Genomic DNA, 22,197 nt, shown 5'->3' with positions numbered 1-22,197 from the left:
GCGGCCGGGACCGAGCTCTGAGGGCCGGCCCCGGCCGTTGGCGTGCCCCGACCGATGCAGGAGACGTGTGATGTCCGTACGGCGTGTGGTGCCCACCGTCCCGGCGGCCGCGCGGGAGCAGAGCGTGGCGTTCTACGGGGTGCTGGGGCTGGAGCAGGTCATGGACCACGGCTGGGTCACCACGCTGGGCTCCCCCGCGAACCCCACGGCGCAACTGAGCCTGATGGACGAGGACCGCACGGCTCCGGTGGCACCGGATCTGAGCATCGAGGTGGACGACGTGGACGCGGTGTACGCGGCGCTGCGGGAGCGGGGCGCGGAGATCGTGCATCCGCTGACCGACGAGGCGTGGGGTGTGCGCCGCTTCTTCGTCCGGGACCCCGGCGGCCGTGTGGTGAACGTCCTGAGCCATCGCTGACCGCTGGACTGCCTCCCGGCGAGCGCCCAGACTGAGGGTGTCGGACGCCCCGCTCTTCCTGGACGGTGACCGTGGAAACGCAAGAGAGTCAGCGTGTCGAGTTCACGCCCGAGGCGGCCGCACTGGTGCGGAAGCTGCGCGAGCAGCACGGTCCACTGATGTTCCACCAGTCCGGCGGCTGCTGCGACGGCAGCGCCCCCATGTGCTACCCCGAGGGCGAGTTCCGCACCGGCGCCTCCGACGTACTCCTGGCCGAACTGGCCCTGGACGGCGTCCCGGAACCCGTCGGCTTCTGGATGTCCAAGTCCCAGCACGACCTTTGGAGCCACACCCGCCTGATCGTGGACGTCGTCCCCGGCCGAGGCGGCGGCTTCTCCCTGGAAGCCCCGGAGGGCGTCCGTTTCCTGATCCGCTCCCGCGTGATCGGCGCCTGGCCCGAAGCAAGCCCTAGTGCGCGCGCCTCACGGCCGCAGCCCGCTCACCAGGTCCGCCGTGGCCGTGAGGCCGCTGCTGATGGTGGGGGCCATGCTGGTGCTGGCCAGGTAGAAGCCGAGCAGCATGCAGACCAGGGCGTGGGAGATCTTCAGTGCGCCGTTGCGCATGAAGACCACCGCCAGGATCAGGAGCAGCAGCACCACTGAGATGGAAACAGCCATCGGAACCTCCTCCGCCACGCCCGGTGTGCGGCGTTCGGCCGCAAGTGTGGCGTAGCGGAGGGTTGTTCCGGGGCGCTGACGTGTCCCCCGTAAGGGTGGTGTCAGCCCGACGTGGGACCCGGGAGGTCCGCCAGGCCGGCGAGGGCCTCGCGGTGGGCGCCCGCGCTGCCGTACGCGAGCGAGTCGGCCTTGGCCCGCTTGAGGTACAGGTGGACGGGGTGTTCCCAGGTCATGCCGAGCCCGCCGTGGAGTTGCAGTGCCTCCTCGGTGGCGTGGACGGCGACGGGAGAGGCGTAGGACTGCGCCACCGCGACGGTGAGGTCGGTGTCGTGGCCCGTGGTGAGCGCGTCGGCGGCGGCGCGGGCGGCCGCGCGGAGGTTGACCACCTCCAGCCAGAGCTGGGCGAGCCGGTGCTTGAGCGCCTGGAATCCGCCGACCGGCCGGTTGAACTGCTTGCGCTCCTTCAGATAGCGCACGGTCTCGGTCAACGCCCAGTCGGCAACGCCCAGTTGCTCGGAGGCGAGCAGCCCCGCACCGGCCCGCAGGGCGCGCCGTACGGCGGGTTCGGCGGGGCCTAGGCGGCGGCCGGGGGCGCCGTCGAGGGTGACGGTGGCGAGCGGACGGGTGAGGTCGAGCGGGATCTGCGGGGTGAGGGTGACCGCGTCGGCGGCAACCGCGTACAGGTCGCCGTCGTCGGCCGGGACGAGCAGTACCCCGGCCGCGACCGCGTCCGCCACGGAGGTCAACTCACCGTGCAGCGAGCCGTTCTCGACCCGGGCGGTGGCGAAGGCGGCGCCGGGCGCGGTGGTCAGGGAGACCGCGAGGGCGCCCACCGTGCGGCCGGAGGCGAGTCGCTCCAGCAGTTCGGCGTCGTCGCAGGCGAGCAGCGCCTCGGTGGCGACGACAGCACTGGTGAGGTAGGGCACCGGTGCCACGGCCCGGCCCAACTCCTCCAGCACGACGGCGGCTTCGCGATGCGTGGCGCCCTGACCGCCCTGCGCCTCGGGGATCAGCAGGCCCGCCAGGCCCATGCCCTCGGCGAGCTGCTTCCACAGGGCGGGGTCGTGCGGGGTGTCCGACTCGGTGCGGGCGATCACGGCGGCGGGCCCGCAGTGGTCGGTGAGCAGGTCGCGGACGGCGGCGCGCAGCGCCTCCTCCTCCTCGGAGTAGAGGAGGTCGGGCTCGGCGTTCGGCGTGCTCATCGGGCCAGGTCCTTCCAGGGGACGTCCTTGTCGGTGCGCGGTTCGGCGGGCAGGCCGAGGACGCGCTCGGCGACGATGTTCAGCAGGACCTCGCTGGTCCCGCCCTCGATGCTGTTGCCCTTGGAGCGCAGGTAGCGGTACCCGGCGTCGCGCCCGGTGAAGTCGACCAGCTCCGGGCGGCGCATGGTCCAGTCGTCGTAGAGCAGCCCCTCCTCGCCCCGGAGTTCGACCTCCAGGCCGCTGATCTCCTGGTTGAGGCGGGCGAAGGCGAGCTTCATGCCGGAGCCCTCGTAGCCGGGCTGGCCGGCGTTGAGCTGCTGGCGCAGCCGTTCGGCGGTGAGGCGGGACACCTCGGCCTCGACCCAGAGCTTGAGCAGCCGCTGGTGCAGGTCGTGGCTGCGCAGTTCGGGGCGTTCCCGCCAGGTGCCGGCGACCGGGCCGATCATGCCGCCCTCGCGGGGCAGGCGCATACCGCCGATGGAGACGCGTTCGTTCATCAGCGTGGTCTGGGCGACCCGCCAGCCGTCGCCGACCTCGCCGAGGCGGTGGCTGTCGGGGATGCGGACGCCGGTGAGGAAGACCTCGTTGAACTCGGCCTCGCCGGTGATCTGGCGCAGCGGCCGGACCTCCACGCCGGGGTCGGTCATGTCGCAGATGAAGTAGGTGATGCCCGCATGCTTGGGCGCGTCCGGGTCGGTGCGGGCGATGAGGATGGCCCAGCGGGCCAGATGGGCGCTGGAGGTCCACACCTTCTGCCCGTCGACCACCCAGTCTCCCCCATCGTCCCGGACGGCACGGGTGCCGAGGGCGGCGAGGTCGGACCCGGCGCCGGGCTCGCTGAACAACTGGCACCACACCTCCTCGCCGGTCCACAGCGGGCGCAGGAAGCGGGCCTTCTGCTCGTCGGTGCCGTAGCGCAGCACGGTCGGGGCGGCCATGCCGAGGCCGATGCCGATGCGGCGGGGGTCGTTGTCGGGGGCGCCGGCGGCGGCCAGCTCCTCGTCCACGACGACCTGGAGGGAGCGCGGGGCGCCGAGTCCGCCGAGGCCCTCGGGGTAGTGCACCCAGGCGAGCCCGGCGTCGAAGCGGGCCCGGAGGAAGTCGAGGCGGTCGGTGGTGGCGGGCGGGTGCGCGGCCAGCAACTCGTGGGTGCGGCGGCGCAGTTCCCCGGCGTCGGTCATGCGGTGGCTCCGTTCTGCGGCAGGACGGCGATCCGGCCGGTGGTCACGCCGTCGGCGACCCGCTGCACGGCGTCGGCCGCCCCGGCGAGCGGTACGCGCTCGCTGACCAGCGGCTTGATCGCGCCGCGCGCGGCCAGCTCGGTCAGCTCCTCGTGGCAGCGCAGCACCAGCTTGGGGTTCTTGGTGTTGTACAGGCCCCAGTGCAGGCCCATGATCGAGTAGTTCTTCACCAGGGCGTGGTTGAGCGCGGGGCTCGGGATGCTGCCGCTGGCGAAGCCGACGACCACGATCCGCCCCTCGAAGGCGACGAGCTTGGCGGACTGCGCGTACGCCTCTCCGCCGACGGGGTCGTAGATCACGTCGGCGCCCTTGCCGCCGGTGGCCTCCTTGACGGCGGCGACCACGTCCTCGGTGCGGCGGTCCACGACGACGTCGCAGCCCAGCTCGCGGGCGACGGCGGCCTTGCCGGCGCCGCCCACGACACCGATGACCCGAGCCCCGGCGGCCTTGCCGAGCTGGACGGCGGCACTGCCCACACCACCCGCGGCGGCGTGCACCAGCAGAGTCTCCTCCGCCTCCAGATACGCCCGGCGGTGCAGGCCGAACCAGCCGGTCTGGTAGCCGATGTGCAGCGCGGCCGCCTCGGCGTCGTCCAGCGCCTCGGGCGCGGGCAGCAGCGCGCGGGCGTCGGCGAGCGCGTACTCGGCGAAACCGCCGTAGGGCAGCGCCGGGTTGGCGATGACGCGGCGGCCGTCCTCGGTCTCGCCGCAGATCTCCACGCCGGGCGTGAAGGGCAGCGGGGGCCGGATCTGGTACTGGCCCCGGCAGAGCAGGGCGTCCGGGAAGTTGACGTTGGCGGCACGCACGCGGAGCAGCACCTGGCCCTCGCCGGGCGTGGGGCGCTCCACCTCCGCCAGGCGCATCACCTCGCGCGGCTCGCCGTTCTCGTGCACTTGCCATGCCTGCATGCCGGGCCTCCACGGGACTGCGTCGTCTGAACCGGGGTCCTGGGCATACTAAGCGGTCGCTTGCCGATCAGGGAACAGTCCACCGGCTCCGGAAACACTCAGCCGTCCCCCTCGGACCGCCGCCCCGCCCGCGCCCGCAGATGCATCCGCTCCCCCTGCGGCCCGAACAGGCTCAGGAACTCCACCGGACCGTCCCACGCCGACCCGAACCAGTGCGGCACCCGGGTGTCGAACTCGGCGGCCTCCCCCGGCCCCAGCACCACGTCGTGGTCCCCGAGCACCAGCCTGAGGCGCCCGGAGAGGACGTACAGCCACTCGTACCCCTCGTGCGTGCGCGGGTCCGGCTGCCGGTCGCGGCGCGGTTCGAGCACCTTGTACGCCTGGAGGCCACCGGGACGCCGGGTCAGGGGGTAGAAGGTACGCCCGTCGCGCTTGACCGGCTCGGTCCGCACCCTGGGGTCTCCGACCGGCGGGGCGCCGACCAGCTCGTCCAGCGGGACCCGGTGGGCCTGCGCGATGGGCAGCAGCAGCTCCAGGCTGGGGCGGCGCAGGCCCGACTCCAGCCGGGAGAGGGTACTGACCGAGATGCCGGTCGTCTCCGACAGCGCGGCCAGGGTCACGTCCCGTTCCTTGCGGATGCGGCGCAGTCTCGGGCCCACGGCGGCCAGCACCTCGTCGGTGCTCTCCGCGCCCGCGTCGCTCGTCCCACTCATGCCTGTATTGCAGATTCGGCAATGGCATTTGTCAATCCGGCAGGTGTGAGCGGGGCCTTCGCGGTGCACCATTGCTGCATGCTGCTCACCCGGCTCGCGGAGGTGTCGGGTCAGGTCGCCGCTACGGCGTCCCGGACCCGCAAGACGGATCTACTCGCGGAACTCTTCCGGGACGCGGGACCCGACGACGTGCCCGTGGTCATCCCGTATCTCGCGGGACGACTGCCGCAGGGCCGGATCGGCGTCGGCTGGAAGGTGCTGGGCCGCGAGGTCCCGCCCGCCGCCGAACCCACGCTCACCGTGCGGGGGGTGGACGCCCTGCTGACCGAGCTGGCCACGGTGTCCGGGGCCGGTTCGCAGGCCGAGCGGGCGCGGATCGTCGACGAGCTGATGGGCGCGGCCACCGAGGACGAACAGCGGTTCCTGCGGGGCCTGCTGACCGGCGAGGTCCGCCAGGGCGCCCTGGACGCGCTCGCCGTGGAGGGGCTGGCCCGCGCCACGGACGCCGACCCGGCCGCGGTACGGCGGGCGGTGATGCTGGCCGGCTCGCTCCAGACGGTCGCCCAGGCCCTGCTCGCCGAGGGCCCCGGCGCGCTGGACGCGTTCCGGCTCACGGTGGGCCGCCCGGTGCTGCCGATGCTGGCCCGCAGCGCCTCCTCGGTCGCGGAGGCGGTGGAGAAGCTCGGGGCGTGCGCGGTGGAGGAGAAGCTCGACGGCATCCGCGTACAGGTGCACCGGGACGGTGACGAGGTGCGCGTGTACACCCGGACGCTGGACGACATCACCGACCGGTTGCCGGAGGTGACCTCGGCGGCGCTGGAACTGCCGCGCGAGCGGTTCGTGCTGGACGGCGAGGTGATCTCCTTCGGGCCGGACGGCCGGCCCCGGTCCTTCCAGGAGACGGCCGGCCGGGTCGGCTCGCGGGTGGACGTGGCCAGGGCGGCCGAGGAGGTGCCGGTCTCCCCGGTGTTCTTCGACGCGCTCTCGGTGGACGACCGGGACCTGCTGGACCTGCCCTTCGCCGAACGGCACGCGGAGCTGGCCCGGCTGGTGCCGGAGCCGATGCGGGTGCGCCGCGCTCTGGTGCGCGGGCCGGAGGACGCCGCGGCGGCGGAGGAGTTCTCGGCCGGGACCCTGGCGCGCGGGCACGAGGGCATCGTGGCCAAGGGGCTCGGCGCCCCGTACAGCGCGGGCCGGCGCGGCGCGTCCTGGCTGAAGGTCAAGCCCGTGCACACCCTCGATCTGGTGGTGCTGGCCGCCGAGTGGGGGCACGGCCGCCGCACCGGCAAGCTCTCCAACCTCCACCTGGCCGCGCGCACGGCCGACGGGGGTTACGCGATGCTCGGCAAGACCTTCAAGGGCATGACGGACGTGATGCTCGCCTGGCAGACCGAACGGCTCGGCGAACTCGCGGTGGAGGAGAAGAGCTGGGGCGTGACCGTACGCCCCGAACTCGTCGTGGAGATCGCCTACGACGGTCTCCAGCGCTCCACCCGCTACCCGGCCGGGGTCACCCTGCGGTTCGCGCGGGTGATCCGCTATCGCGAGGACAAGCGGCCCGAGGACGCCGATACGGTGGAGGACCTGCTCGCGGCCCACCCGGAGGTCAAGGCATGACAGTGCGTGCGACGAAGCGCAGCGCGGGACTGCTGTTGTTCCGCCACACCAGCCGAGGGCTGGAGGTGTTGCTCGGCCATATGGGCGGCCCGTTCTGGGCCACGAAGGACGAGGGAGCCTGGTCGGTACCCAAGGGCGAGTACGAGGCGGACGAACCCGCCTGGGAGGCGGCCCGCCGGGAGTTCCAGGAAGAGCTGGGCATCGCCCCGCCGGACGGCCCGGCGCTGCCGCTGGGCGAGATCGCCCAGCGCAACGGCAAGATCGTCACCGCCTGGGCGGTGGAGGCCGACCTCGACCCGGCGACCATCACGCCCGGCACCTTCACCATGGAGTGGCCGCCCCACTCGGGCCGTATCCAGGAGTTCCCGGAGCTGGACCGGGTGGCCTGGTTCACCCCGAAGGAGGCCAGGGGGCTGATGGTCTCCGGACAGGGCACGTTTCTGGACCGTCTGGCGGAGCACTCGGGCTGAACAGGGGACCGAAGCGTTGCGGCACCGCATGCCCCGCGCGAAGGTCGACGCACACCCCGCACCAGGAGGTCAGCCATGCCCATCGCCACGGTGAACCCGGCGAACGGCGAGACGGTCAAGACGTACGAGCCGATGGACGACGCCGAGGTGGAGCGCCGGCTCCAGCTCGCCGAGGCCACCTTCCGGACCTACCGGACGACGTCCTTCGACGAGCGCGCCGAGCATCTGAACCGGGCCGCCGACCTGCTGGAGTCGGACAACGACGAGGTCGCCCGGATCATGACGACCGAGATGGGCAAGCCGCTCGCGCAGGCCCGCGCGGAGGCCGCCAAGTGCGTCAAGGCGATGCGCTGGTACGCCGAGCGGGCCGAGACGCTGCTCGCCGACGAGGTGCCGGACGAGGCGGACGTGAAGGACTCCGGCGCCTCACGGGTCCGCGTGGTCTACCGGCCGCTGGGCCCGGTGCTCGCGGTGATGCCGTGGAACTTCCCGCTCTGGCAGGTGATCCGGTTCGCCGCGCCCGCGCTGATGGCCGGCAACGTCGGCCTGCTCAAGCACGCCTCGAACGTGCCGCAGACCGCCCTCTACCTGGAGGACCTGTTCCAGCGGGCCGGGTTCCCGGTGGGTTGCTTCCAGACGCTGCTGGTCGGCTCGGCCGCCGTCGACGAGATCCTCCGGGACGAGCGGGTCAAGGCCGCCACCCTCACCGGCAGCGAGCCGGCCGGGCGCGCGGTCGCGTCCACGGCGGGCGAGATGATCAAGAAGACGGTGCTGGAACTGGGCGGCAGCGACCCCTACCTCGTGATGCCCTCCGCCGACCTCGACCGGGCGGCCGAGGTCGCGGTGACCGCGCGGGTGCAGAACAACGGGCAGTCCTGCATCGCCGCCAAGCGGTTCATCGTGCACACGGACGTCTACGACACCTTCCTGGAGAAGTTCGTCGCCGGGATGAAGGACCTGACCGTCGGCGACCCCATGGACGACCACACCGACGTCGGGCCGCTCGCCACCGAGCAGGGCCGGACGGACGTGGAGGAACTCGTGGACGACGCGCGCCACAGCGGGGCCGACATTCTGTGCGGGGGCGAGCGGCCCGGCGGCGTCGGCTGGTACTACCCGCCGACCGTGATCGCGGACGTCACCCGCGAGATGCGCATCCACCGCGAGGAGGCGTTCGGGCCGGTGGCGACCGTGTACCGGGCGGAGGACCTGGAGGACGCGATCCTGATCGCCAACGACTCCCCGTTCGGGCTGAGTTCGAACGTGTGGACGCGGGACGAGGACGAGATGGCGCACTGCGCGCGGGACCTGGAGGCCGGGGGCGTGTTCATCAACGGCATGACCGCTTCACACCCGGCGTTGCCCTTCGGCGGGGTGAAGCGGTCGGGGTACGGGCGTGAACTGTCGGCGCAGGGAATCCGGGAGTTCTGCAACATCACCACCGTTTGGCAGGGAGCGTGAGGATCGCACGGATACGATCCGCTCTGTGAACGGCGAAGTGACTCTGCCTCTGATCGTGGACGAGCGTGGTGCGCTGCGGGTTTCGGCGGGTGACGTCAGCAAGTTGCTGCGCAGCGTCGGGGCGCGGTGGGTGCATCTGGTGGAGGCTGGGGAGCGGGGGCTTGATGAGGACACCGTTGCCGAGTTGACCATCGAGTTGGCGAAGTTGGCAGATCGGATCGATGTGGCGTGCATTGCTCATAGCAGTGGGGCGCCATAGGGGTTCGGGGTGCGCTGTGGGTGCTGCGCCGTCGTGGTTTGTCGCGCAGTTCCCCGCGCCCCTTGGGTCGGAGCAGCCGGCCGGCGACTTACAGGGGGCCTGAGCTGCTGAAATCTGCTTTTGTCACTCTCTGTTCTCGCCGGTTCGGAGTAATTCGGCGCGAGATCGTCGGCCTTCCGGGTGAGTGTGGGTGGACCACCTTCTGACCGGCGGACGAAGGCCCGCCGGACGGCGAAAGCAGGGACCGCTCATGGCGACTTTGTGCAGACCCTCGGTGTCCGTGCCGGAACACGTGATCACCATGGAGGAGACCCTGGAGCTGGCCCGCACGCACCACGCGGACAACCCACAGCTCCCGCTGGCCCTCCGCCTGATCGAGAACACCGGAGTGCGCACCCGGCACATCGTGCAGCCCATCGAGGAGACCCTGAAGCACCCGGGCTTCCAGCAGCGCAACAAGCTGTACGAGTCCGAGGCCAAGGCCCGGGTTCCCGCGGTGATCCAGCAGGCGCTCGACTCGGCCGAACTCCTCACCTCTGACATCGATGTCATCGTCTACGTGTCGTGCACCGGCTTCATGATGCCGTCGCTCACCGCGTGGCTGATCAACGAGATGGACTTCTCCAGCACCACCCGGCAGCTCCCCATCGCCCAGTTGGGCTGTGCGGCCGGCGGTGCGGCCATCAACCGGGCGCACGACTTCTGTTCGGCCTACCCGGAGGCCAACGCCCTCATCGTTGCCTGCGAGTTCTGCTCGCTGTGCTACCAGCCCACCGACCTCGGCGTCGGCTCCCTGCTCTCCAACGGCCTGTTCGGCGACGGCATCGCGGCCGCCGTGGTGCGCGGCCGGGGCGGCACGGGTGTGCAGCTCGAGCGCAACGGCTCGTACCTGATCCCGAAGACCGAGGACTGGATCTCGTACGACGTCCGGGACACCGGGTTCCACTTCCTGCTGGACAAGCGGGTGCCGACCACGATGGAGCCGCTGGCCCCGGCGCTCCAGGAGCTCGCGGGCACCCACGGCTGGAACGCCTCCGACCTGGACTTCTACATCATCCACGCCGGCGGTCCGCGAATACTCGACGACCTCAGCAAGTTCCTGAAGGTCGAGCCGCACGCGTTCCGGTTCAGCCGGGCCACGCTCACCGAGTACGGCAACATCGCCAGCGCCGTCGTCCTGGACGCGCTGCGCCGGCTGTTCGACGACGGCGGTGCCGAGCACCGGGCGCGCGGGCTGCTGGCCGGCTTCGGGCCCGGTATCACCGCCGAGATGACCGTCGGCCGGTGGGTCGCCCGGGACCAGGAGGGGCGATGACCGACGAGACGCTCACCGGGACCCCACCACCCGTCCGGCAGTGGCCGGTCACCGACCTGGCGGGCACCGACTTCGACCCGGTGCTGACCGAGCTGATGAACGAGGGCCCGGTCTCCCGCATCCAACTGCCCAACGGTGAGGGCTGGGCGTGGCTGGTCACCGGGTACGACGACGTACGCATGGTGACCAACGACCCGCGTTTCGGCCGGGAAGCCGTGATGGACAAGCAGGTCACCCGGCTCGCCCCGCACTTCATCCCGGACCGGGGCGCGGTCGGCTTCCTCGACCCGCCCGACCACACCCGGCTGCGCCGCTCGGTGGCCGCCGCGTTCACCGCGAAGGGCGTGGAGCGGGTCCGGGAGCGCTCGCGGATCATGCTGGAGGAGCTGGTGGACGAACTCCTCCAGGACGGGCCGCCGGCCGACCTGACCAGGGCGGTGCTCAGCCCGTTCCCCATCGCGGTGATCTGCGAGCTGATGGGCGTGCCCGCCGCCGACCGGCACTCCATGCACGACTGGACCCAGCTCATCCTGTCCTCCGCGCACGGCAAGGAGGTCAGCGAGCGGGCCAAGCGCGAGATGAGCGCCTACTTCACGGACCTCATCGGGCACGGCGTACACGGCCCCGAGGGCTCGGTCTGCTCGCTGCTGAGCGCGGCCGTCGACGGGGACGAGATCACGCTGGTGGAGGCGGTCGGCCTCGCCGTACTGCTCCAGATCGGCGGCGAGGCGGTCACCAACAACAGCGGGCAGATGTTCTATCTGCTGCTGACCCGGCCGGAGCTCATGGAGCGGCTGCGCTCGGACCGGGAGATCCGGCCGAAAGCGATCGACGAGCTGCTGCGGTACATCCCGCACCGCAACGCGGTCGGCCTCTCCCGGATCGCCCTGGAGGACGTGGAGATCAGGGGCGTCCGCATCCGTGCGGGCGACGCGGTCTACATCTCCTACCTGTCCGCCAACCGGGACCCGGAGGTGTTCCCCGACCCGGACACCATCGACGTCGAGCGCAGCCCCAACCCGCATGTGGCGTTCGGCTTCGGCCCGCACTACTGCCCGGGCGGGATGCTCGCCCGGCTGGAGTCCGAGCTGCTGGTGGACGTCCTGCTGGACCAGGTGCCGGGGCTGAAGCTCGCGGTGCCGCCGGAGGAAGTCCCCTTCCGCAAGGGCGCGTTGATCCGGGGCCCCGAGTCCCTGCCGGTGACCTGGTGAGCCGGTCATGACGACGCCCGAGGGACTGCTCGTACCGCCGGGACACGGACGGGTCGTGGCGACGGCCGCCCAGCGGGTCACCTTCAAGGTCACCGGCACCCACTCGCGGACGGCCTCCACCTTCGAGGTGGAGGTCCCGCCGGGTTTCGACGTGGGCGCCCATGTGCACACACGCAGCGAGGAGTTGTTCTACGTCCTCGACGGAGAACTCGACGTCCTCGCCTTCGAGCCCCGCATCCGTACCCCCGACAACTGGCAGAAGTGGGAGTCGAGTTCGGGCACCAGGGTGGTACGGGCGACGCCGGGCACGGTCATCGTCGTCCCGCCCGGCTGCCCCCACGCCTTCGCCAACCCCACCGACGCCCCGGCCCGCATGTTCTTCCAGGCCTCTCCCCCACCGGACCACGAGCGCTACTTCGAAGAACTCCTGGAAATCCTGGACGCGGGGGGTCCGCCGGACCAGGCGGCCATAGAGGACCTGAGGAAGCGCTACGACATAGACCAACTCACCCCTCTGAAACACCGGTGAGCGAGTTGGCCTGAAGGGGCGCGGGATGTGTCCATATGCGGCTCCGCCGCGCGGGCGCGACAAGCCACGACGAACCGTGAGTCGCACAGCACCCCGCGCCCCCGAAGCGGCTAGCGTATGGGCACCCCGGCCAAGGTCCGAGCAATCACCAGCCGCTGGATCTCACTGGTCCCCTCGAAGATCGTGTAGATCGCCGCGTCCCGATGCATCCGCTCGACGGGATACTCCCGCGTATACCCGTTCCCCCCGAGAATCTGAATCGCCTGGCCGGTGACCTTCTTCGCCGTCTCACTGGCGAACAGCTTGGACATCGACCCCTCGGCCGCGGTGAACCGCTTCCCGTTGACCGCCATCCACGACGCCCGCCACACCAGCAGCCGAGCCGCGTCGATGGACGTCCGCATGTCGGCGAGCTGGAAGGCAACCCCCTGGTTGTCAACGATGGGGCGCCCGAACTGCTCACGCGTAGTGGCGTATTCGAGCGCGACCTCGTAGGCGGCGCGCGCCGTACCCACAGCCATCGCCCCCACGGCGGGCCGCGACGCCTCGAACGTGGCCATCGCCGCGTTCTTCACACGCTCGCCCCCGGTACGGGCCCGCTCCCGCGCCCGCGCCAGCCGCTCGTCCAGCTTCTCCTTGCCGCCGAGCAGGCAGGAGCCGGGCACCCGCACGTTCTCCAGGACGACCTCGGCGGTGTGCGAGGCGCGGATGCCGTGCTTCTTGAACTTCTGGCCCTGGCTGAGACCGGGCGTGCCCGGCGGGACGATGAAGGAGGCGTGGCCCTTGGAGCCCAGCTCCGGGTCGACCACGGCGACGACGACATGGACGTTGGCGATGCCGCCGTTGGTTGCCCAGGTCTTGGTGCCGTTGAGCACCCACTCGTCCTTGGCCTCGTCGTACACCGCACGCGTGCGCATGGAGGCCACGTCGGAGCCGGCGTCGGGCTCGGAGGAGCAGAAGGCGGCGACCTTGACGTCGTTCACATCGCCGTACATCTGCGGAATCCAGGTGCCGATCTGCTCCTCGGTGCCGTTGGCGAGGACGCCCACGGCCGCGAGGCCGGTACCGACGATGGAGAGGGCGATGCCCGCGTCACCCCAGAACAGCTCCTCCATGACCATCGGTATGCCGAGGCCGGTGGGGTCGAAGTACTGCTGGGCGTAGAAGTCCAGGGAGTAGACGCCGATCTTCGCGGCCTCCTGGATGACCGGCCAGGGAGTCTCCTCGCGCTCGTCCCATTCGGCGGCCGCGGGCCGGATCACATCGGCTGCGAAGCCGTGCAGCCAGTCCCGGACCTCCTGCTGTTCGTCGTTGAGCTCCATGGTGAACTCGGCCATGTCCCCTCCAGCGGCGCACGTACGATGTTACTAGCGGTAACCAGAGTATGTTACCGACCGGTAGGAAAGTCAACTCCGGATGACGGCTCGGTATCCCGTTCGATGTCAAGGCCGCGGTGAGTGTTAGTTTGCGCAGGCGTCACCGAATCAGCACGGGTGGGGAGACCACATGGACACCACACAGCGGACCGATCAGCAGCGGTCCGCCGACCGACGACGGCGGGAGCTGCTGGAGGCCGCCGACCGGGTGGTGCTGCGCGACGGCCCGCAGGCGTCGATGAACGCCATCGCCGCGGAGGCGGGCATCACCAAGCCGATCCTCTACCGCCACTTCGGCGACAAGGGCGGCCTCTACGCGGCCCTCGCCATGCGGCACACCGACGCCCTGCTCGACTCGCTGCGCGCCGCGCTGGACGCCCCGGCCGAACGCCGGGAGCGGGTGGAGTCCACGCTCGACACCTACCTCGCCGCCATCGAGGCCCGGCCACAGGTGTACCGGTTCCTCATGCACCCCTCCGAGGGCGGCCAGGGCGGCGAGGCCGGCTTCGACGTCGGCAAGCACAGCGCCCCGCTGCTGCGCCGGATGGGCGAGGAGCTGGCCCAGGTCATCGAGGAGCGGGTGGACCTCGGTCCGGGCAGTCAGCAGTTGGCCCGGGTCTGGGGGCACGGGATCGTCGGCATGATGCACGCCGCCGGGGACTGGTGGCTGGGCGAGCGCCCCTGTTCGCGGGCCGAACTGGTGCGCTCCCTGGCCGACTTGCTGTGGGGACGGCTCGCGGCCGCCGGTGACCGGGTGGGCGGTCCGGGCTTCTGAGCCGCCCGCCTCACCGGTGCCAGGGGGCCTTCCGTACCTGGCGGTCCAGCTTGCGCCGGCGGCGGCCCGTCACGCGGTCGGCGTAGACCGTGCCGGCCAGATGGTCGCACTCGTGCTGAAGGCAGCGGGCGAAGAATCCGGTGCCGTCGACGGTGACCGGCTCCCCCGTCATCGTGACGCCCTCGACCACCGCGTGGTCGTACCGCTCCGTGCCCGCCTCCAGGCCCGGCAGCGACAGACAGCCCTCGGGGCCCAGGAACTCGAGCCCGTCGGCGGTCACCAGCCGGGGGTTGACCACATGGCCGAGGTGGCGGACCTCGTCGTCGTCCGGGCAGTCGTACACGAACACCCTTAGGTTCACGCCGATCTGGTTGGCGGCCAGACCCACGCCCTCGTTGGCGTACATGGTGGCGAACAAGTCCGCCACGAGTGCCGCGAGTTCCGGGCCGAAGTCGGTGACGTCCCCGCAGGGTGCGTGCAGCACGGGGTCGCCGAGGAGGGTGAGGGGCCGGACGCGCCCGTGGGCGCCCGGTATCGAGCGGTGTCGCATGGCGGCAAGGGTACGGTTCGTTCGGCCCGCGCCGAGCGCGCGAGGGCGGGCCGGGCGGACCGGGATTCGGGTGTGCGAACGGTTCTCGATAGGCTGAGGCCCCCACCACGCTGCCGGATGGCCCCAGGCGCGGCGCGTACGCAAGGAGGATCGAGGACTGATGGCAGGCAACTCGGACCCGCTCTCGCCGCGGGCCAAGCTGGCCGTGACCGCGGGCAAGGCGGTCGCGGCGGCATCGCGCGCCGCGGGACGCGGCAGCGGGTCGGTGATCGGCGGGAAGGTCGCCCTGCGGCTCGACCCCGACCTGCTCGCCCGGCTCGCCACCCACCTGGACGTGGTCCTGGTGTCGGCGACCAACGGCAAGACCACCACCACCCGGCTGATCGCGGAGGCCCTGCGCGCCGCCGGTCCGGTCGTGTCCAACGCGCTCGGCGCCAACATGCCGGCCGGTATCACCTCCGCCCTCGCGGGCGGCTCGGACGCCAAGTTCGGCGTCATCGAGGTCGACGAGAAGTACCTGGCCGGTGTGGCACGTGACACCAGCCCGAAGTGCATCGCGCTGCTGAACCTCTCCCGCGACCAGTTGGACCGCGCGGCCGAGACCCGGATGCTCGCGGAGAACTGGCGCGAGGGCCTGTCCGGCTCCAAGGCCGTCGTCGTCGCCAACTGCGACGACCCGCTGGTGGTGTGGGCGGCCTCGTCCTCCCCGAACGTGGTCTGGGTCGCGGCCGGCCAGATGTGGAAGGACGACGCCTGGTCCTGCCCGTCCTGCGGCGGTGTGATGCAGCGCCCCGGCGACGACTGGTTCTGCGGCGAGTGCGGCTTCCGCCGTCCGACGCCGACCTGGGCGCTCTCCGGCGACCACGTCCTCGACCCGCACGGCTCGGCCTGGCCGATCCACCTCCAGTTGCCGGGCCGCGCCAACAAGGCGAACGCGGCCAGCTCGGCCGCCGTCGCCGCCGTGTTCGGGGTGCCGCCGCAGGTGGCGCTGGAGCGCATGTACCAGGTGCAGGCGGTCGCCGGACGCTACGACGTGGTCCAGTTCCAGAACCGCGACCTGCGTCTGCTGCTGGCGAAGAACCCGGCCGGCTGGCTGGAGACCTTCTCCCTGATCGACCCGCCGCCCACCCCGGTGATCCTCTCCGTGAACGCGCGCGGGGCGGACGGCACCGACACCTCCTGGCTGTGGGACGTGGACTACACCCGGCTCACCGGCCACCCGATCTTCGTCATCGGTGACCGGAAGCTGGACCTCGCCGTCCGTCTGGAAGTGGCGAACCAGCACTTCCAGGTGTGCGAGAACCTCGACGAGGCCGTCGCCGCGGCCCCGCCGGGCCGTATCGAGGTCATCGCCAACTACACCGCGTTCCAGGACCTGCGCCGCCGCGTCGGCAACTGAGCCAGAAGGGCGAACACCTCCCCATGAGCGACAACCAACTGCGGCTGGTGTGGATCTATCCCGACCTGCTGAGCACCTACGGCGACCAGGGCAACGCCCTCGTCGTGGAGCGCCGGGCGCGTCAGCGCGGCCTGGACGTGGCCCGTCTCGACGTGCGCAGCGACCAGCCGATCCCCACCTCGGGCGACATCTACCTGATCGGCGGCGGTGAGGACCGTCCGCAGCGGCTGGCGGCCGAGCGGCTGCGCCGCGACGGGCACCTCCAGCGTGCGGTGGAGAACGGCGCGATCGTGTTCTCCGTGTGCGCCGGCTACCAGATCCTCGGCCACGAGTTCATCAACGACCTCGGCCAGCGCGAGCCGGGCCTCGGCCTGCTCGACGTGATGTCGACGCGCGGCGAGGGCGAGCGGTGCGTGGGCGATGTGCTCGGCGACATCGACCCGCGCCTCGGTCTGCCTCCGCTGACCGGGTTCGAGAACCACCAGGGGGTCACCCATCTGGGCCCCACCGCCCGTGCCTTCGCCCAGGTCACCATGGGCCGGGGCAACGGCACCGGGGACGGCACGGAGGGCGCCTACAACGGGACCGTGTTCGGCACGTACATGCACGGCCCCGTGCTGGCCCGCAACCCGCAGATCGCGGACCTGCTGCTGAAGCTGGCGCTGGACGTGAACGCGCTGCCGCCGATCGACGACCGCTGGTACGAGGCGCTGCGCGACGAGCGCATCGCCGCGGCGCAGCAGCCGGCCTGATCGGCGCGTACCACCCCATATCAGTACACCCGTCAGGCGGGCCCGTGAGCTGTCGCGGGCCCGCCTGACGCGTCGTCCGCTCACCTGTGCGGGTGCGTCCAGCAGGCGGACGCCCGCTGGGTGAGGGGCCCCTGCCGCCGGTAGTCTGGCCGGGAACCCGCCGGACAACGTGGTCCGGCCTCCCGGCCCACGTCGAGAAGGTAACTCGGGCTATGCGCATTGGTGTCCTCACCTCCGGCGGCGACTGCCCCGGCCTGAACGCCGTCATCCGGTCCGTCGTGCACCGAGCCCTGGTCGACCACGGCGACGAGGTCATCGGCTTCCGCGACGGCTGGAAGGGTCTGCTGGAGTGCGACTACTTGAAGCTCGACCTGGACGCCGTCAGCGGCATCCTGGCGCGCGGAGGCACGATCCTCGGCTCCTCCCGCGTCCGTCCGGAGCACCTGCGCGGCGGGGTGGAGCGGGTCAAGGGCCATGTCGAGGAACTCGGGCTGGACGCGATCATCCCGATCGGCGGTGAGGGCACGCTGAAGGCGGCCCGGCTGCTGTCGGACAGCGGGCTGCCCATCGTGGGCGTGCCCAAGACCATCGACAACGACATCTCGGCGACCGACGTCACCTTCGGCTTCGACACGGCCGTGGGGGTCGCCACCGAGGCGCTGGACCGGCTGAAGACCACCGCCGAGTCCCACCAGCGGGTGCTGATCGTGGAGGTCATGGGCCGCCACACCGGCTGGATAGCGCTGAACTCGGGCACGGCGGCCGGCGCACACGCCATCGTGGTCCCGGAACGGCCTTTCGACATCGACGAGTTGACCCGTCGCGTCGGTGCCCGGTTCGAGGCGGGCAAGCGGTTCGCCATCGTGGTGGCCGCCGAGGGCGCCAAGCCGCGCGCCGGTTCCATGGAGTTCGACGAGGGCGGCCGGGACATCTACGGCCACGAGCGCTTCGCCGGGATCGCCCGCCAGCTCTCCGTCGAGCTGGAGCAGCGGCTCGGCAAGGAGGCCCGGCCGGTGATCCTCGGCCATGTGCAGCGCGGCGGCACCCCGACGGCGTACGACAGGGTGCTGGCCACCCGCTTCGGCTGGCACGCGGTGGAGGCGGTCCACCGCGAGGAGTTCGGCCGGATGACCGCGCTGCACGGCACGGACATCGTGATGGTGCCGCTGGCCGAGGCGGTCAGCGCCCTGAAGACGGTCCCGGCGGAGCGGTACGCCGAGGCGGAGTGCGTGCTGTAGGGACGCGCGGGGCTGGGCGGACCCCCCTCACGGCCGGGCGCGGGGGCGCCCGTACCCTGAGTGCGGACAGAAACCGCTCAACCCCCACGAACCAGGAGCCGCCGGATGGACCACAGCGGGCACGGCATGATGCCGGATCTGCCACCGTTCACGCTGGGACGGGGGCTCGTGTGGTCGACGGACCCCTTCTTCCTGATCGCCTGCCTGGCCGGGCTCGCCCTGTACGGCTGGGGGGTGCTGCGGCTGCGGCGGCGTGGGGACGCGTGGCCGGTCTCGCGGACGCTGTCGTACGTCGTCGGTGTGCTGACCATCGCTCTGGTGATGTGCACCCGGCTGAACGACTACGGCATGGTCATGTTCAGTGTGCACATGGTGCAGCACATGGTGATCAGCATGCTGTCGCCGATCCTGATCCTGCTGGGCGCGCCGGTGACACTGGCGCTCAGGGCGCTGCCGACGGCGGGGCGGGGCCGCACGGGCCCGCGTGAGCTGCTGCTGGCGCTGCTGCACAGCCGGTACATGCGGTTCATCACGCATCCGGCGTTCACGATCCCGCTGTTCATCGCCAGTCTCTACGCGCTGTACTTCTCGCCGGTCTTCGACTTCCTGATGGGGTCCAAGGCCGGGCACATCGCGATGATGGTGCACTTCCTGGCGGTGGGCGTGGTGTTCTTCTGGCCGATCATCGGCGTCGACCCGGGCCCGCACCGGCCGAACCACCTGATGCGGATGCTGGAGCTGTTCGCGGGCATGCCGTTCCACGCCTTCTTCGGCATCGCGCTGATGATGGCGTCCGAGCCGATGGTGGAGACCTTCAAGAACCCGCCCGCCTCGCTCGGCATCGACGCGCTCTCCGACCAGGGCGCGGCCGGCGGTATCGCGTGGGCGTTCAGCGAGATCCCCTCGGTGCTGGTGCTGATCGCGCTGCTGTTCCAGTGGTACCGCTCCGAGCAGCGGCAGGCCCGCCGCAAGGACCGGGCGGCGGACCGGGACGGCGACCAGGAGCTGGAGGCGTACAACGCCTATCTGGCCTCGCTGAGCGCGCGTAAGGGCTGACCCCGCGCGGATCGGCTAGGCCATCGGAGTGCCGGTGGCGGCGGAACCGGGGCAGGATGGTGGTGGACGGACCACGAGGAGGGTGTCGCGATGCCCGGTTCCATGCGAGGTTCCAGCAAGGCGGACGGTTCCACCAGGGCGATGGGGGCGCTGACCGTGGGCGGTCTGGTCGTCGTCACCGCGTACACGGTCGCGCTCGGCGGCAACGGCTGGCTGTGGTTCGGCTGGGTGGTGCTGGGGCTGCTGACGGTGGCACTGGCGGTCACGCAGTCGTGAGAACTCCGGGTCACCGGGGCTGAGCCGCGTCAGCGGTGCCGAGGCGCGGCCGGGGCTGATTACAGTGGCCGCGTGAACAGCAGGGCCGCGTCCTTCGACGACCTCGACCGCAAGATCATCACCGCGCTGATGGCGAACGCCCGCAGCAGCTTCGCCGAGATCGGCGCGGCCGTCGGGCTGTCGGCCACGGCGGTCAAGCGGCGGGTGGACCGGCTGCGGGAGACCGGGGTGATCACGGGGTTCACGGCGACCGTCAAGCCCGCCGCGCTCGGCTGGCGCACGGAGGCGTACGTCGAGGTCTACTGCGAGGGCGCGGCGCCGCCCCGGCGGCTGGCGGAGGTGGTCAGCAACCATCCGGAGATCACGGCCGCCATGACGGTGACCGGGGGCGCGGACGCCCTGCTGCACGTGCGGGCACGGGACGTGGAGCACTTCGAGGAAGTGCTGGAGCGCATCCGCGCCGAGCCGTTCATCCGGAAGACGATCAGCGTGATGGTGCTGTCCCACCTCCTCCCGGAAAGCCCGGAGGCGGGCGCCACCCAGGCCGCTCCGGAGTGATCGCCGCCCAAACCCGCCGAGCGCGCATGTGTCGTGCGTTCTTGCCGGTGAACACGCAACGATGGTGCGCGAGCACGCAGCTTTCGTCGCTTGTCGCGCCTCGCCCGGAGTTTCTACCGTGGTGTCACCCCCGTGAGTAACACAGTGGAAAGCGGAGGAAACCCTCTGTGGCCGAAACCCGTGTGCAGCGCCCCCGGCGCTTCCTGGTCTGCGAACCCAGGCACTTCACCGTGCAGTACGCGATCAACCCCTGGATGCGCCCCGACTCCCCCGTGGACGTCGACCTCGCCCAGTCCCAGTGGCGGGCGCTGATCGACGCCTACCGCGCCCACGGGCACACCGTGGACGCCGTCGACCCGGTGCCGGGCCTGCCCGACATGGTCTTCGCGGCCAACGCCGCCTTCGTGGTCGGCGGCCGCGTCTTCGGCTCGCTGTTCCACGCCCCGGAACGCCGCCCGGAGTCGCTCCACTACGACTCCTGGTTCAAGACGGCGGGGTACGACGTGTACCGCCCGCTGGCGGTGACCGAGGGCGAGGGCGACCTGGTGTGGACCGGCCGGTACGTGCTGGCCGGCACCGGGTTCCGCACCACCCGCGACGCCCACCGGGAGGCGCAGGAGTTCTTCGGCCACCCGGTGATCGCGCTGACCCTGGTGGACCCGTACTTCTACCACCTGGACACGGCGCTGTTCGTGCTGGACGACGACAACATCGCCTACTACCCGGAAGCCTTCTCGGCGGGCAGCCGCGAGGTGCTCCAGCGGCTGTACCCGGACGCGGTGCTCGCCACCCGTGACGACGCGATGGCCTTCGGCCTGAACTCCGTGTCCGACGGCCGGCACGTCTTCATCGCCCCTCAGGCCGAGGTGCTCGCCGAGCGCCTGGCGACCCATGGCTACGACCCCGTGCCCGTCGATCTGTCGGAGCTGCACAAGGCAGGCGGCGGCATCAAGTGCTGCACTCAGGAGATCCGCTCATGACCGCACCCGCGCACGCGCGCACGTCCGCCGACCTGATCCGGGCGGAGGAGCCGGTGCTCGCGCACAACTACCACCCGCTGCCCGTCGTCGTGGCACGGGCCGAGGGCGCCTGGGTGGAGGACGTCGAGGGCCGCCGGTACCTCGACATGCTGGCGGGCTACTCGGCCCTCAACTTCGGCCACCGCCACCCGGCGCTGATCCAGGCCGCGCACGACCAGCTCGACCGGCTGACCCTGACCTCCCGCGCCTTCCACAACGACCGGCTGGCGGAGTTCGCCGAGCGGCTCGCCGCGCTGACCGGCCTGGACATGGTGCTGCCGATGAACACCGGCGCCGAGGCGGTGGAGAGCGGCATCAAGGTGGCCCGCAAATGGGCGTACGACGTGAAGGGCGTCCCCGACGGGCAGGCCACGATCGTGGTCGCGGCGGACAATTTCCACGGCCGTACGACGACCATCGTCAGCTTCTCCACGGACGAGTCGGCGCGCGCGGGCTTCGGCCCCTTCACGCCCGGTTTCAAGATCGTGCCGTACAACGACCTGGCCGCGCTGGAGGAGGCGGTCGACGAGACCACGGCCGCGGTGCTGATCGAGCCCATCCAGGGCGAGGCCGGGGTGATCATCCCGGACGCGGGCTATCTGACCGGGGTCCGGGAGCTGACCCGGCGCAAGGGGTGCCTGTTCGTCGCGGACGAGATCCAGTCCGGCCTCGGCCGAACCGGGCGCACCCTCGCCGTCGAGCACGAGTCGGTCGTGCCGGACGTGCTGCTGCTGGGCAAGGCGCTGGGCGGCGGCATCGTGCCGGTCTCCGCGGTGGTGGCCCGGCGCGAGGTGATGGGCGTACTGGGTCCGGGCGAGCACGGCTCCACCTTCGGCGGCAATCCGCTGGCGGCCGCGGTGGGCACGGCGGTCGTCGGGCTGCTGGAGACGGGCGAGTTCCAGCGCCGGGCCGACGAGCTGGGCCTGGTCCTGCGCGAGGGGCTGGAGGCGCTGCGCGGGCGCGGGGTGACCGGGTTCCGGGCGCGCGGTCTGTGGGCGGGCGTGGACGTGGACCCGGCGCTGGGCACGGGCCGGGAGATCAGCGAGCGGCTGATGCGCGAGGGCATCCTGGTCAAGGACACCCACGGCTCCACGATCCGGCTCGCTCCCCCGCTGACGGTCACGGCCGACGAGCTGCGCTCCGCGCTGGGCACGCTGGAGAAGGTGCTGGAGCAGGCGGGCTGAGCCCGTGCGGGCGG

General features: G+C 71.4%; 24 protein-coding genes and 1 pseudogene. 18 read left to right on the top strand and 7 right to left on the bottom strand.

Translation table 11 applies throughout. The annotated features are described in order from the left end of the window. The first annotated feature begins 70 nt into the window (after nt 1–70). Together OG448_RS26740 and OG448_RS26735 are read left to right on the top strand one after the other, a co-directional pair. Nucleotides 71–418, top strand: a complete 348-nt coding sequence (locus OG448_RS26740) for a VOC family protein (protein ID WP_405557509.1) — start codon at nt 71–73, stop codon at nt 416–418. Between the two features lie 71 nt (nt 419–489). After that, nucleotides 490–849 (top strand): annotated as a pseudogene (locus OG448_RS26735) (DUF779 domain-containing protein); the annotation flags it as partial. A gap of 30 nt (nt 850–879) precedes the next feature. Here the strand turns inward: OG448_RS26735 and OG448_RS26730 are convergent. From OG448_RS26730 to OG448_RS26710, 5 genes are all read right to left on the bottom strand, one after another. Next, nucleotides 880–1,074, bottom strand: a complete 195-nt coding sequence (locus tag OG448_RS26730; protein WP_030809112.1) for a hypothetical protein — start codon at nt 1,072–1,074, stop codon at nt 880–882. A gap of 101 nt (nt 1,075–1,175) precedes the next feature. Further along, entirely contained in the window at nt 1,176–2,276 is a 1,101-nt protein-coding gene (locus tag OG448_RS26725; RefSeq protein WP_405557506.1) for an acyl-CoA dehydrogenase family protein, read from the bottom strand. Next, nucleotides 2,273–3,457, bottom strand: coding sequence for an acyl-CoA dehydrogenase family protein (locus OG448_RS26720; RefSeq protein ID WP_405557504.1), 1,185 nt, complete (start codon nt 3,455–3,457; stop codon nt 2,273–2,275). Before OG448_RS26720 ends, OG448_RS26725 begins: the two co-directional genes overlap by 4 nt. After that, complete coding sequence (locus OG448_RS26715; protein ID WP_405557502.1) at nt 3,454–4,425, bottom strand: NADPH:quinone oxidoreductase family protein; 972 nt, start codon at nt 4,423–4,425, stop codon at nt 3,454–3,456. The genes OG448_RS26720 and OG448_RS26715 overlap by 4 nt, the downstream gene beginning before the upstream one ends. 98 nt (nt 4,426–4,523) lie before the next feature. Further along, nucleotides 4,524–5,138, bottom strand: a complete 615-nt coding sequence (locus OG448_RS26710) for a helix-turn-helix domain-containing protein (protein ID WP_405557500.1) — start codon at nt 5,136–5,138, stop codon at nt 4,524–4,526. A gap of 78 nt (nt 5,139–5,216) precedes the next feature. Between OG448_RS26710 and OG448_RS26705 the strand changes: the two genes are divergently transcribed. From OG448_RS26705 to OG448_RS26675, 7 genes are all read left to right on the top strand, one after another. Then, nucleotides 5,217–6,755 (top strand): ATP-dependent DNA ligase, encoded by a 1,539-nt coding sequence (locus OG448_RS26705; protein ID WP_405557498.1) that lies wholly within the window; start codon nt 5,217–5,219, stop codon nt 6,753–6,755. After that, nucleotides 6,752–7,225, top strand: coding sequence for an NUDIX domain-containing protein (locus tag OG448_RS26700; protein WP_405557496.1), 474 nt, complete (start codon nt 6,752–6,754; stop codon nt 7,223–7,225). Before OG448_RS26705 ends, OG448_RS26700 begins: the two co-directional genes overlap by 4 nt. Before the next feature lie 75 nt (nt 7,226–7,300). Beyond that, nucleotides 7,301–8,686, top strand: a complete 1,386-nt coding sequence (locus OG448_RS26695) for an NADP-dependent succinic semialdehyde dehydrogenase (protein WP_405557494.1) — start codon at nt 7,301–7,303, stop codon at nt 8,684–8,686. A gap of 25 nt (nt 8,687–8,711) precedes the next feature. Beyond that, nucleotides 8,712–8,945, top strand: a complete 234-nt coding sequence (locus OG448_RS26690) for a DUF6213 family protein (RefSeq protein WP_031181873.1) — start codon at nt 8,712–8,714, stop codon at nt 8,943–8,945. Nucleotides 8,946–9,195: 250 nt separating this feature from the next. Beyond that, nucleotides 9,196–10,260 (top strand): type III polyketide synthase, encoded by a 1,065-nt coding sequence (locus OG448_RS26685; protein ID WP_405557492.1) that lies wholly within the window; start codon nt 9,196–9,198, stop codon nt 10,258–10,260. Further along, on the top strand, nt 10,257–11,471 hold the full coding sequence (locus OG448_RS26680) for a cytochrome P450 (RefSeq protein ID WP_405557490.1): 1,215 nt from the start codon (nt 10,257–10,259) through the stop codon (nt 11,469–11,471). The genes OG448_RS26685 and OG448_RS26680 overlap by 4 nt, the downstream gene beginning before the upstream one ends. A 7-nt stretch (nt 11,472–11,478) precedes the next feature. After that, a complete protein-coding gene (locus OG448_RS26675; RefSeq protein ID WP_405557488.1) occupies nt 11,479–12,000 on the top strand; it encodes a cupin domain-containing protein in 522 nt (173 codons plus the stop codon). A gap of 110 nt (nt 12,001–12,110) precedes the next feature. On the opposite strand, the gene OG448_RS26670 is transcribed toward OG448_RS26675, so the two are convergent. Further along, nucleotides 12,111–13,337, bottom strand: coding sequence for an acyl-CoA dehydrogenase family protein (locus OG448_RS26670; protein ID WP_405557486.1), 1,227 nt, complete (start codon nt 13,335–13,337; stop codon nt 12,111–12,113). A gap of 169 nt (nt 13,338–13,506) precedes the next feature. On the opposite strand from OG448_RS26670, the gene OG448_RS26665 reads away from it, so the two are divergent. Next, nucleotides 13,507–14,151, top strand: coding sequence for a TetR family transcriptional regulator (locus tag OG448_RS26665; RefSeq protein ID WP_405557484.1), 645 nt, complete (start codon nt 13,507–13,509; stop codon nt 14,149–14,151). 10 nt (nt 14,152–14,161) lie between these two features. On the opposite strand, the gene def is transcribed toward OG448_RS26665, so the two are convergent. Next, a complete protein-coding gene (gene def, locus OG448_RS26660) occupies nt 14,162–14,701 on the bottom strand; it encodes a peptide deformylase (RefSeq protein WP_405557482.1) in 540 nt (179 codons plus the stop codon). Nucleotides 14,702–14,861: 160 nt separating this feature from the next. Here def and OG448_RS26655 point away from each other — a divergent pair, with 160 nt between their 5' ends. From OG448_RS26655 to rocD, 8 genes are all read left to right on the top strand, one after another. Further along, nucleotides 14,862–16,100: a MurT ligase domain-containing protein gene (locus OG448_RS26655; protein WP_135791091.1), complete on the top strand. Its 1,239-nt coding sequence runs from the start codon at nt 14,862–14,864 to the stop codon at nt 16,098–16,100. A 23-nt stretch (nt 16,101–16,123) separates the two neighbouring features. Further along, on the top strand, nt 16,124–16,852 hold the full coding sequence (locus OG448_RS26650; protein ID WP_030809066.1) for a type 1 glutamine amidotransferase: 729 nt from the start codon (nt 16,124–16,126) through the stop codon (nt 16,850–16,852). Nucleotides 16,853–17,064: 212 nt separating this feature from the next. Continuing rightward, the gene (locus OG448_RS26645) at nt 17,065–18,090 is read left to right on the top strand and encodes an ATP-dependent 6-phosphofructokinase (RefSeq protein WP_391297998.1); all 1,026 of its coding nucleotides are present in this window, start codon (nt 17,065–17,067) and stop codon (nt 18,088–18,090) included. A 105-nt stretch (nt 18,091–18,195) separates the two neighbouring features. After that, nucleotides 18,196–19,146: a cytochrome c oxidase assembly protein gene (locus OG448_RS26640; RefSeq protein ID WP_405557479.1), complete on the top strand. Its 951-nt coding sequence runs from the start codon at nt 18,196–18,198 to the stop codon at nt 19,144–19,146. A gap of 90 nt (nt 19,147–19,236) precedes the next feature. After that, on the top strand, nt 19,237–19,422 hold the full coding sequence (locus tag OG448_RS26635) for a hypothetical protein (RefSeq protein WP_030809057.1): 186 nt from the start codon (nt 19,237–19,239) through the stop codon (nt 19,420–19,422). A gap of 72 nt (nt 19,423–19,494) precedes the next feature. Beyond that, entirely contained in the window at nt 19,495–19,980 is a 486-nt protein-coding gene (locus tag OG448_RS26630) for an AsnC family transcriptional regulator (RefSeq protein ID WP_391297994.1), read from the top strand. A gap of 167 nt (nt 19,981–20,147) precedes the next feature. Continuing rightward, nucleotides 20,148–20,960, top strand: a complete 813-nt coding sequence (gene ddaH, locus OG448_RS26625) for a dimethylargininase (protein ID WP_405557477.1) — start codon at nt 20,148–20,150, stop codon at nt 20,958–20,960. After that, nucleotides 20,957–22,183 carry an ornithine--oxo-acid transaminase gene (gene rocD / locus OG448_RS26620; RefSeq protein WP_405557475.1) on the top strand — a complete coding sequence of 409 codons (1,227 nt, stop codon included), beginning with the start codon at nt 20,957–20,959 and terminating at the stop codon, nt 22,181–22,183. Before ddaH ends, rocD begins: the two co-directional genes overlap by 4 nt. Nucleotides 22,184–22,197 lie beyond the last annotated feature (14 nt).

This window comes from Streptomyces sp. NBC_01171 (assembly GCF_045039805.1).
Lineage (GTDB): Bacteria > Actinomycetota > Actinomycetes > Streptomycetales > Streptomycetaceae > Streptomyces.
The sequence above is the reverse complement of the archived record's forward strand: the minus strand, read 5'-3'. Positions and strand labels throughout refer to the sequence as shown.

Coding starts and splice junctions, on each gene's coding strand:
- rocD (WP_405557475.1), top strand. CDS start 20,957: ATGACCGCACCCGCGCACGCGCGCACGTCCGCCGACCTGATCCGGGCG.
- def (WP_405557482.1), bottom strand. CDS start 14,701: ATGCGACACCGCTCGATACCGGGCGCCCACGGGCGCGTCCGGCCCCTC.
- OG448_RS26640 (WP_405557479.1), top strand. CDS start 18,196: ATGGACCACAGCGGGCACGGCATGATGCCGGATCTGCCACCGTTCACG.
- OG448_RS26740 (WP_405557509.1), top strand. CDS start 71: ATGTCCGTACGGCGTGTGGTGCCCACCGTCCCGGCGGCCGCGCGGGAG.
- OG448_RS26645 (WP_391297998.1), top strand. CDS start 17,065: ATGCGCATTGGTGTCCTCACCTCCGGCGGCGACTGCCCCGGCCTGAAC.
- OG448_RS26635 (WP_030809057.1), top strand. CDS start 19,237: ATGCCCGGTTCCATGCGAGGTTCCAGCAAGGCGGACGGTTCCACCAGG.
- OG448_RS26715 (WP_405557502.1), bottom strand. CDS start 4,425: ATGCAGGCATGGCAAGTGCACGAGAACGGCGAGCCGCGCGAGGTGATG.
- OG448_RS26730 (WP_030809112.1), bottom strand. CDS start 1,074: ATGGCTGTTTCCATCTCAGTGGTGCTGCTGCTCCTGATCCTGGCGGTG.
- OG448_RS26650 (WP_030809066.1), top strand. CDS start 16,124: ATGAGCGACAACCAACTGCGGCTGGTGTGGATCTATCCCGACCTGCTG.
- OG448_RS26710 (WP_405557500.1), bottom strand. CDS start 5,138: ATGAGTGGGACGAGCGACGCGGGCGCGGAGAGCACCGACGAGGTGCTG.
- OG448_RS26725 (WP_405557506.1), bottom strand. CDS start 2,276: ATGAGCACGCCGAACGCCGAGCCCGACCTCCTCTACTCCGAGGAGGAG.
- OG448_RS26705 (WP_405557498.1), top strand. CDS start 5,217: ATGCTGCTCACCCGGCTCGCGGAGGTGTCGGGTCAGGTCGCCGCTACG.
- OG448_RS26720 (WP_405557504.1), bottom strand. CDS start 3,457: ATGACCGACGCCGGGGAACTGCGCCGCCGCACCCACGAGTTGCTGGCC.
- OG448_RS26670 (WP_405557486.1), bottom strand. CDS start 13,337: ATGGCCGAGTTCACCATGGAGCTCAACGACGAACAGCAGGAGGTCCGG.
- OG448_RS26675 (WP_405557488.1), top strand. CDS start 11,479: ATGACGACGCCCGAGGGACTGCTCGTACCGCCGGGACACGGACGGGTC.
- OG448_RS26685 (WP_405557492.1), top strand. CDS start 9,196: ATGGCGACTTTGTGCAGACCCTCGGTGTCCGTGCCGGAACACGTGATC.
- OG448_RS26655 (WP_135791091.1), top strand. CDS start 14,862: ATGGCAGGCAACTCGGACCCGCTCTCGCCGCGGGCCAAGCTGGCCGTG.
- OG448_RS26665 (WP_405557484.1), top strand. CDS start 13,507: ATGGACACCACACAGCGGACCGATCAGCAGCGGTCCGCCGACCGACGA.
- OG448_RS26680 (WP_405557490.1), top strand. CDS start 10,257: ATGACCGACGAGACGCTCACCGGGACCCCACCACCCGTCCGGCAGTGG.
- OG448_RS26700 (WP_405557496.1), top strand. CDS start 6,752: ATGACAGTGCGTGCGACGAAGCGCAGCGCGGGACTGCTGTTGTTCCGC.
- OG448_RS26695 (WP_405557494.1), top strand. CDS start 7,301: ATGCCCATCGCCACGGTGAACCCGGCGAACGGCGAGACGGTCAAGACG.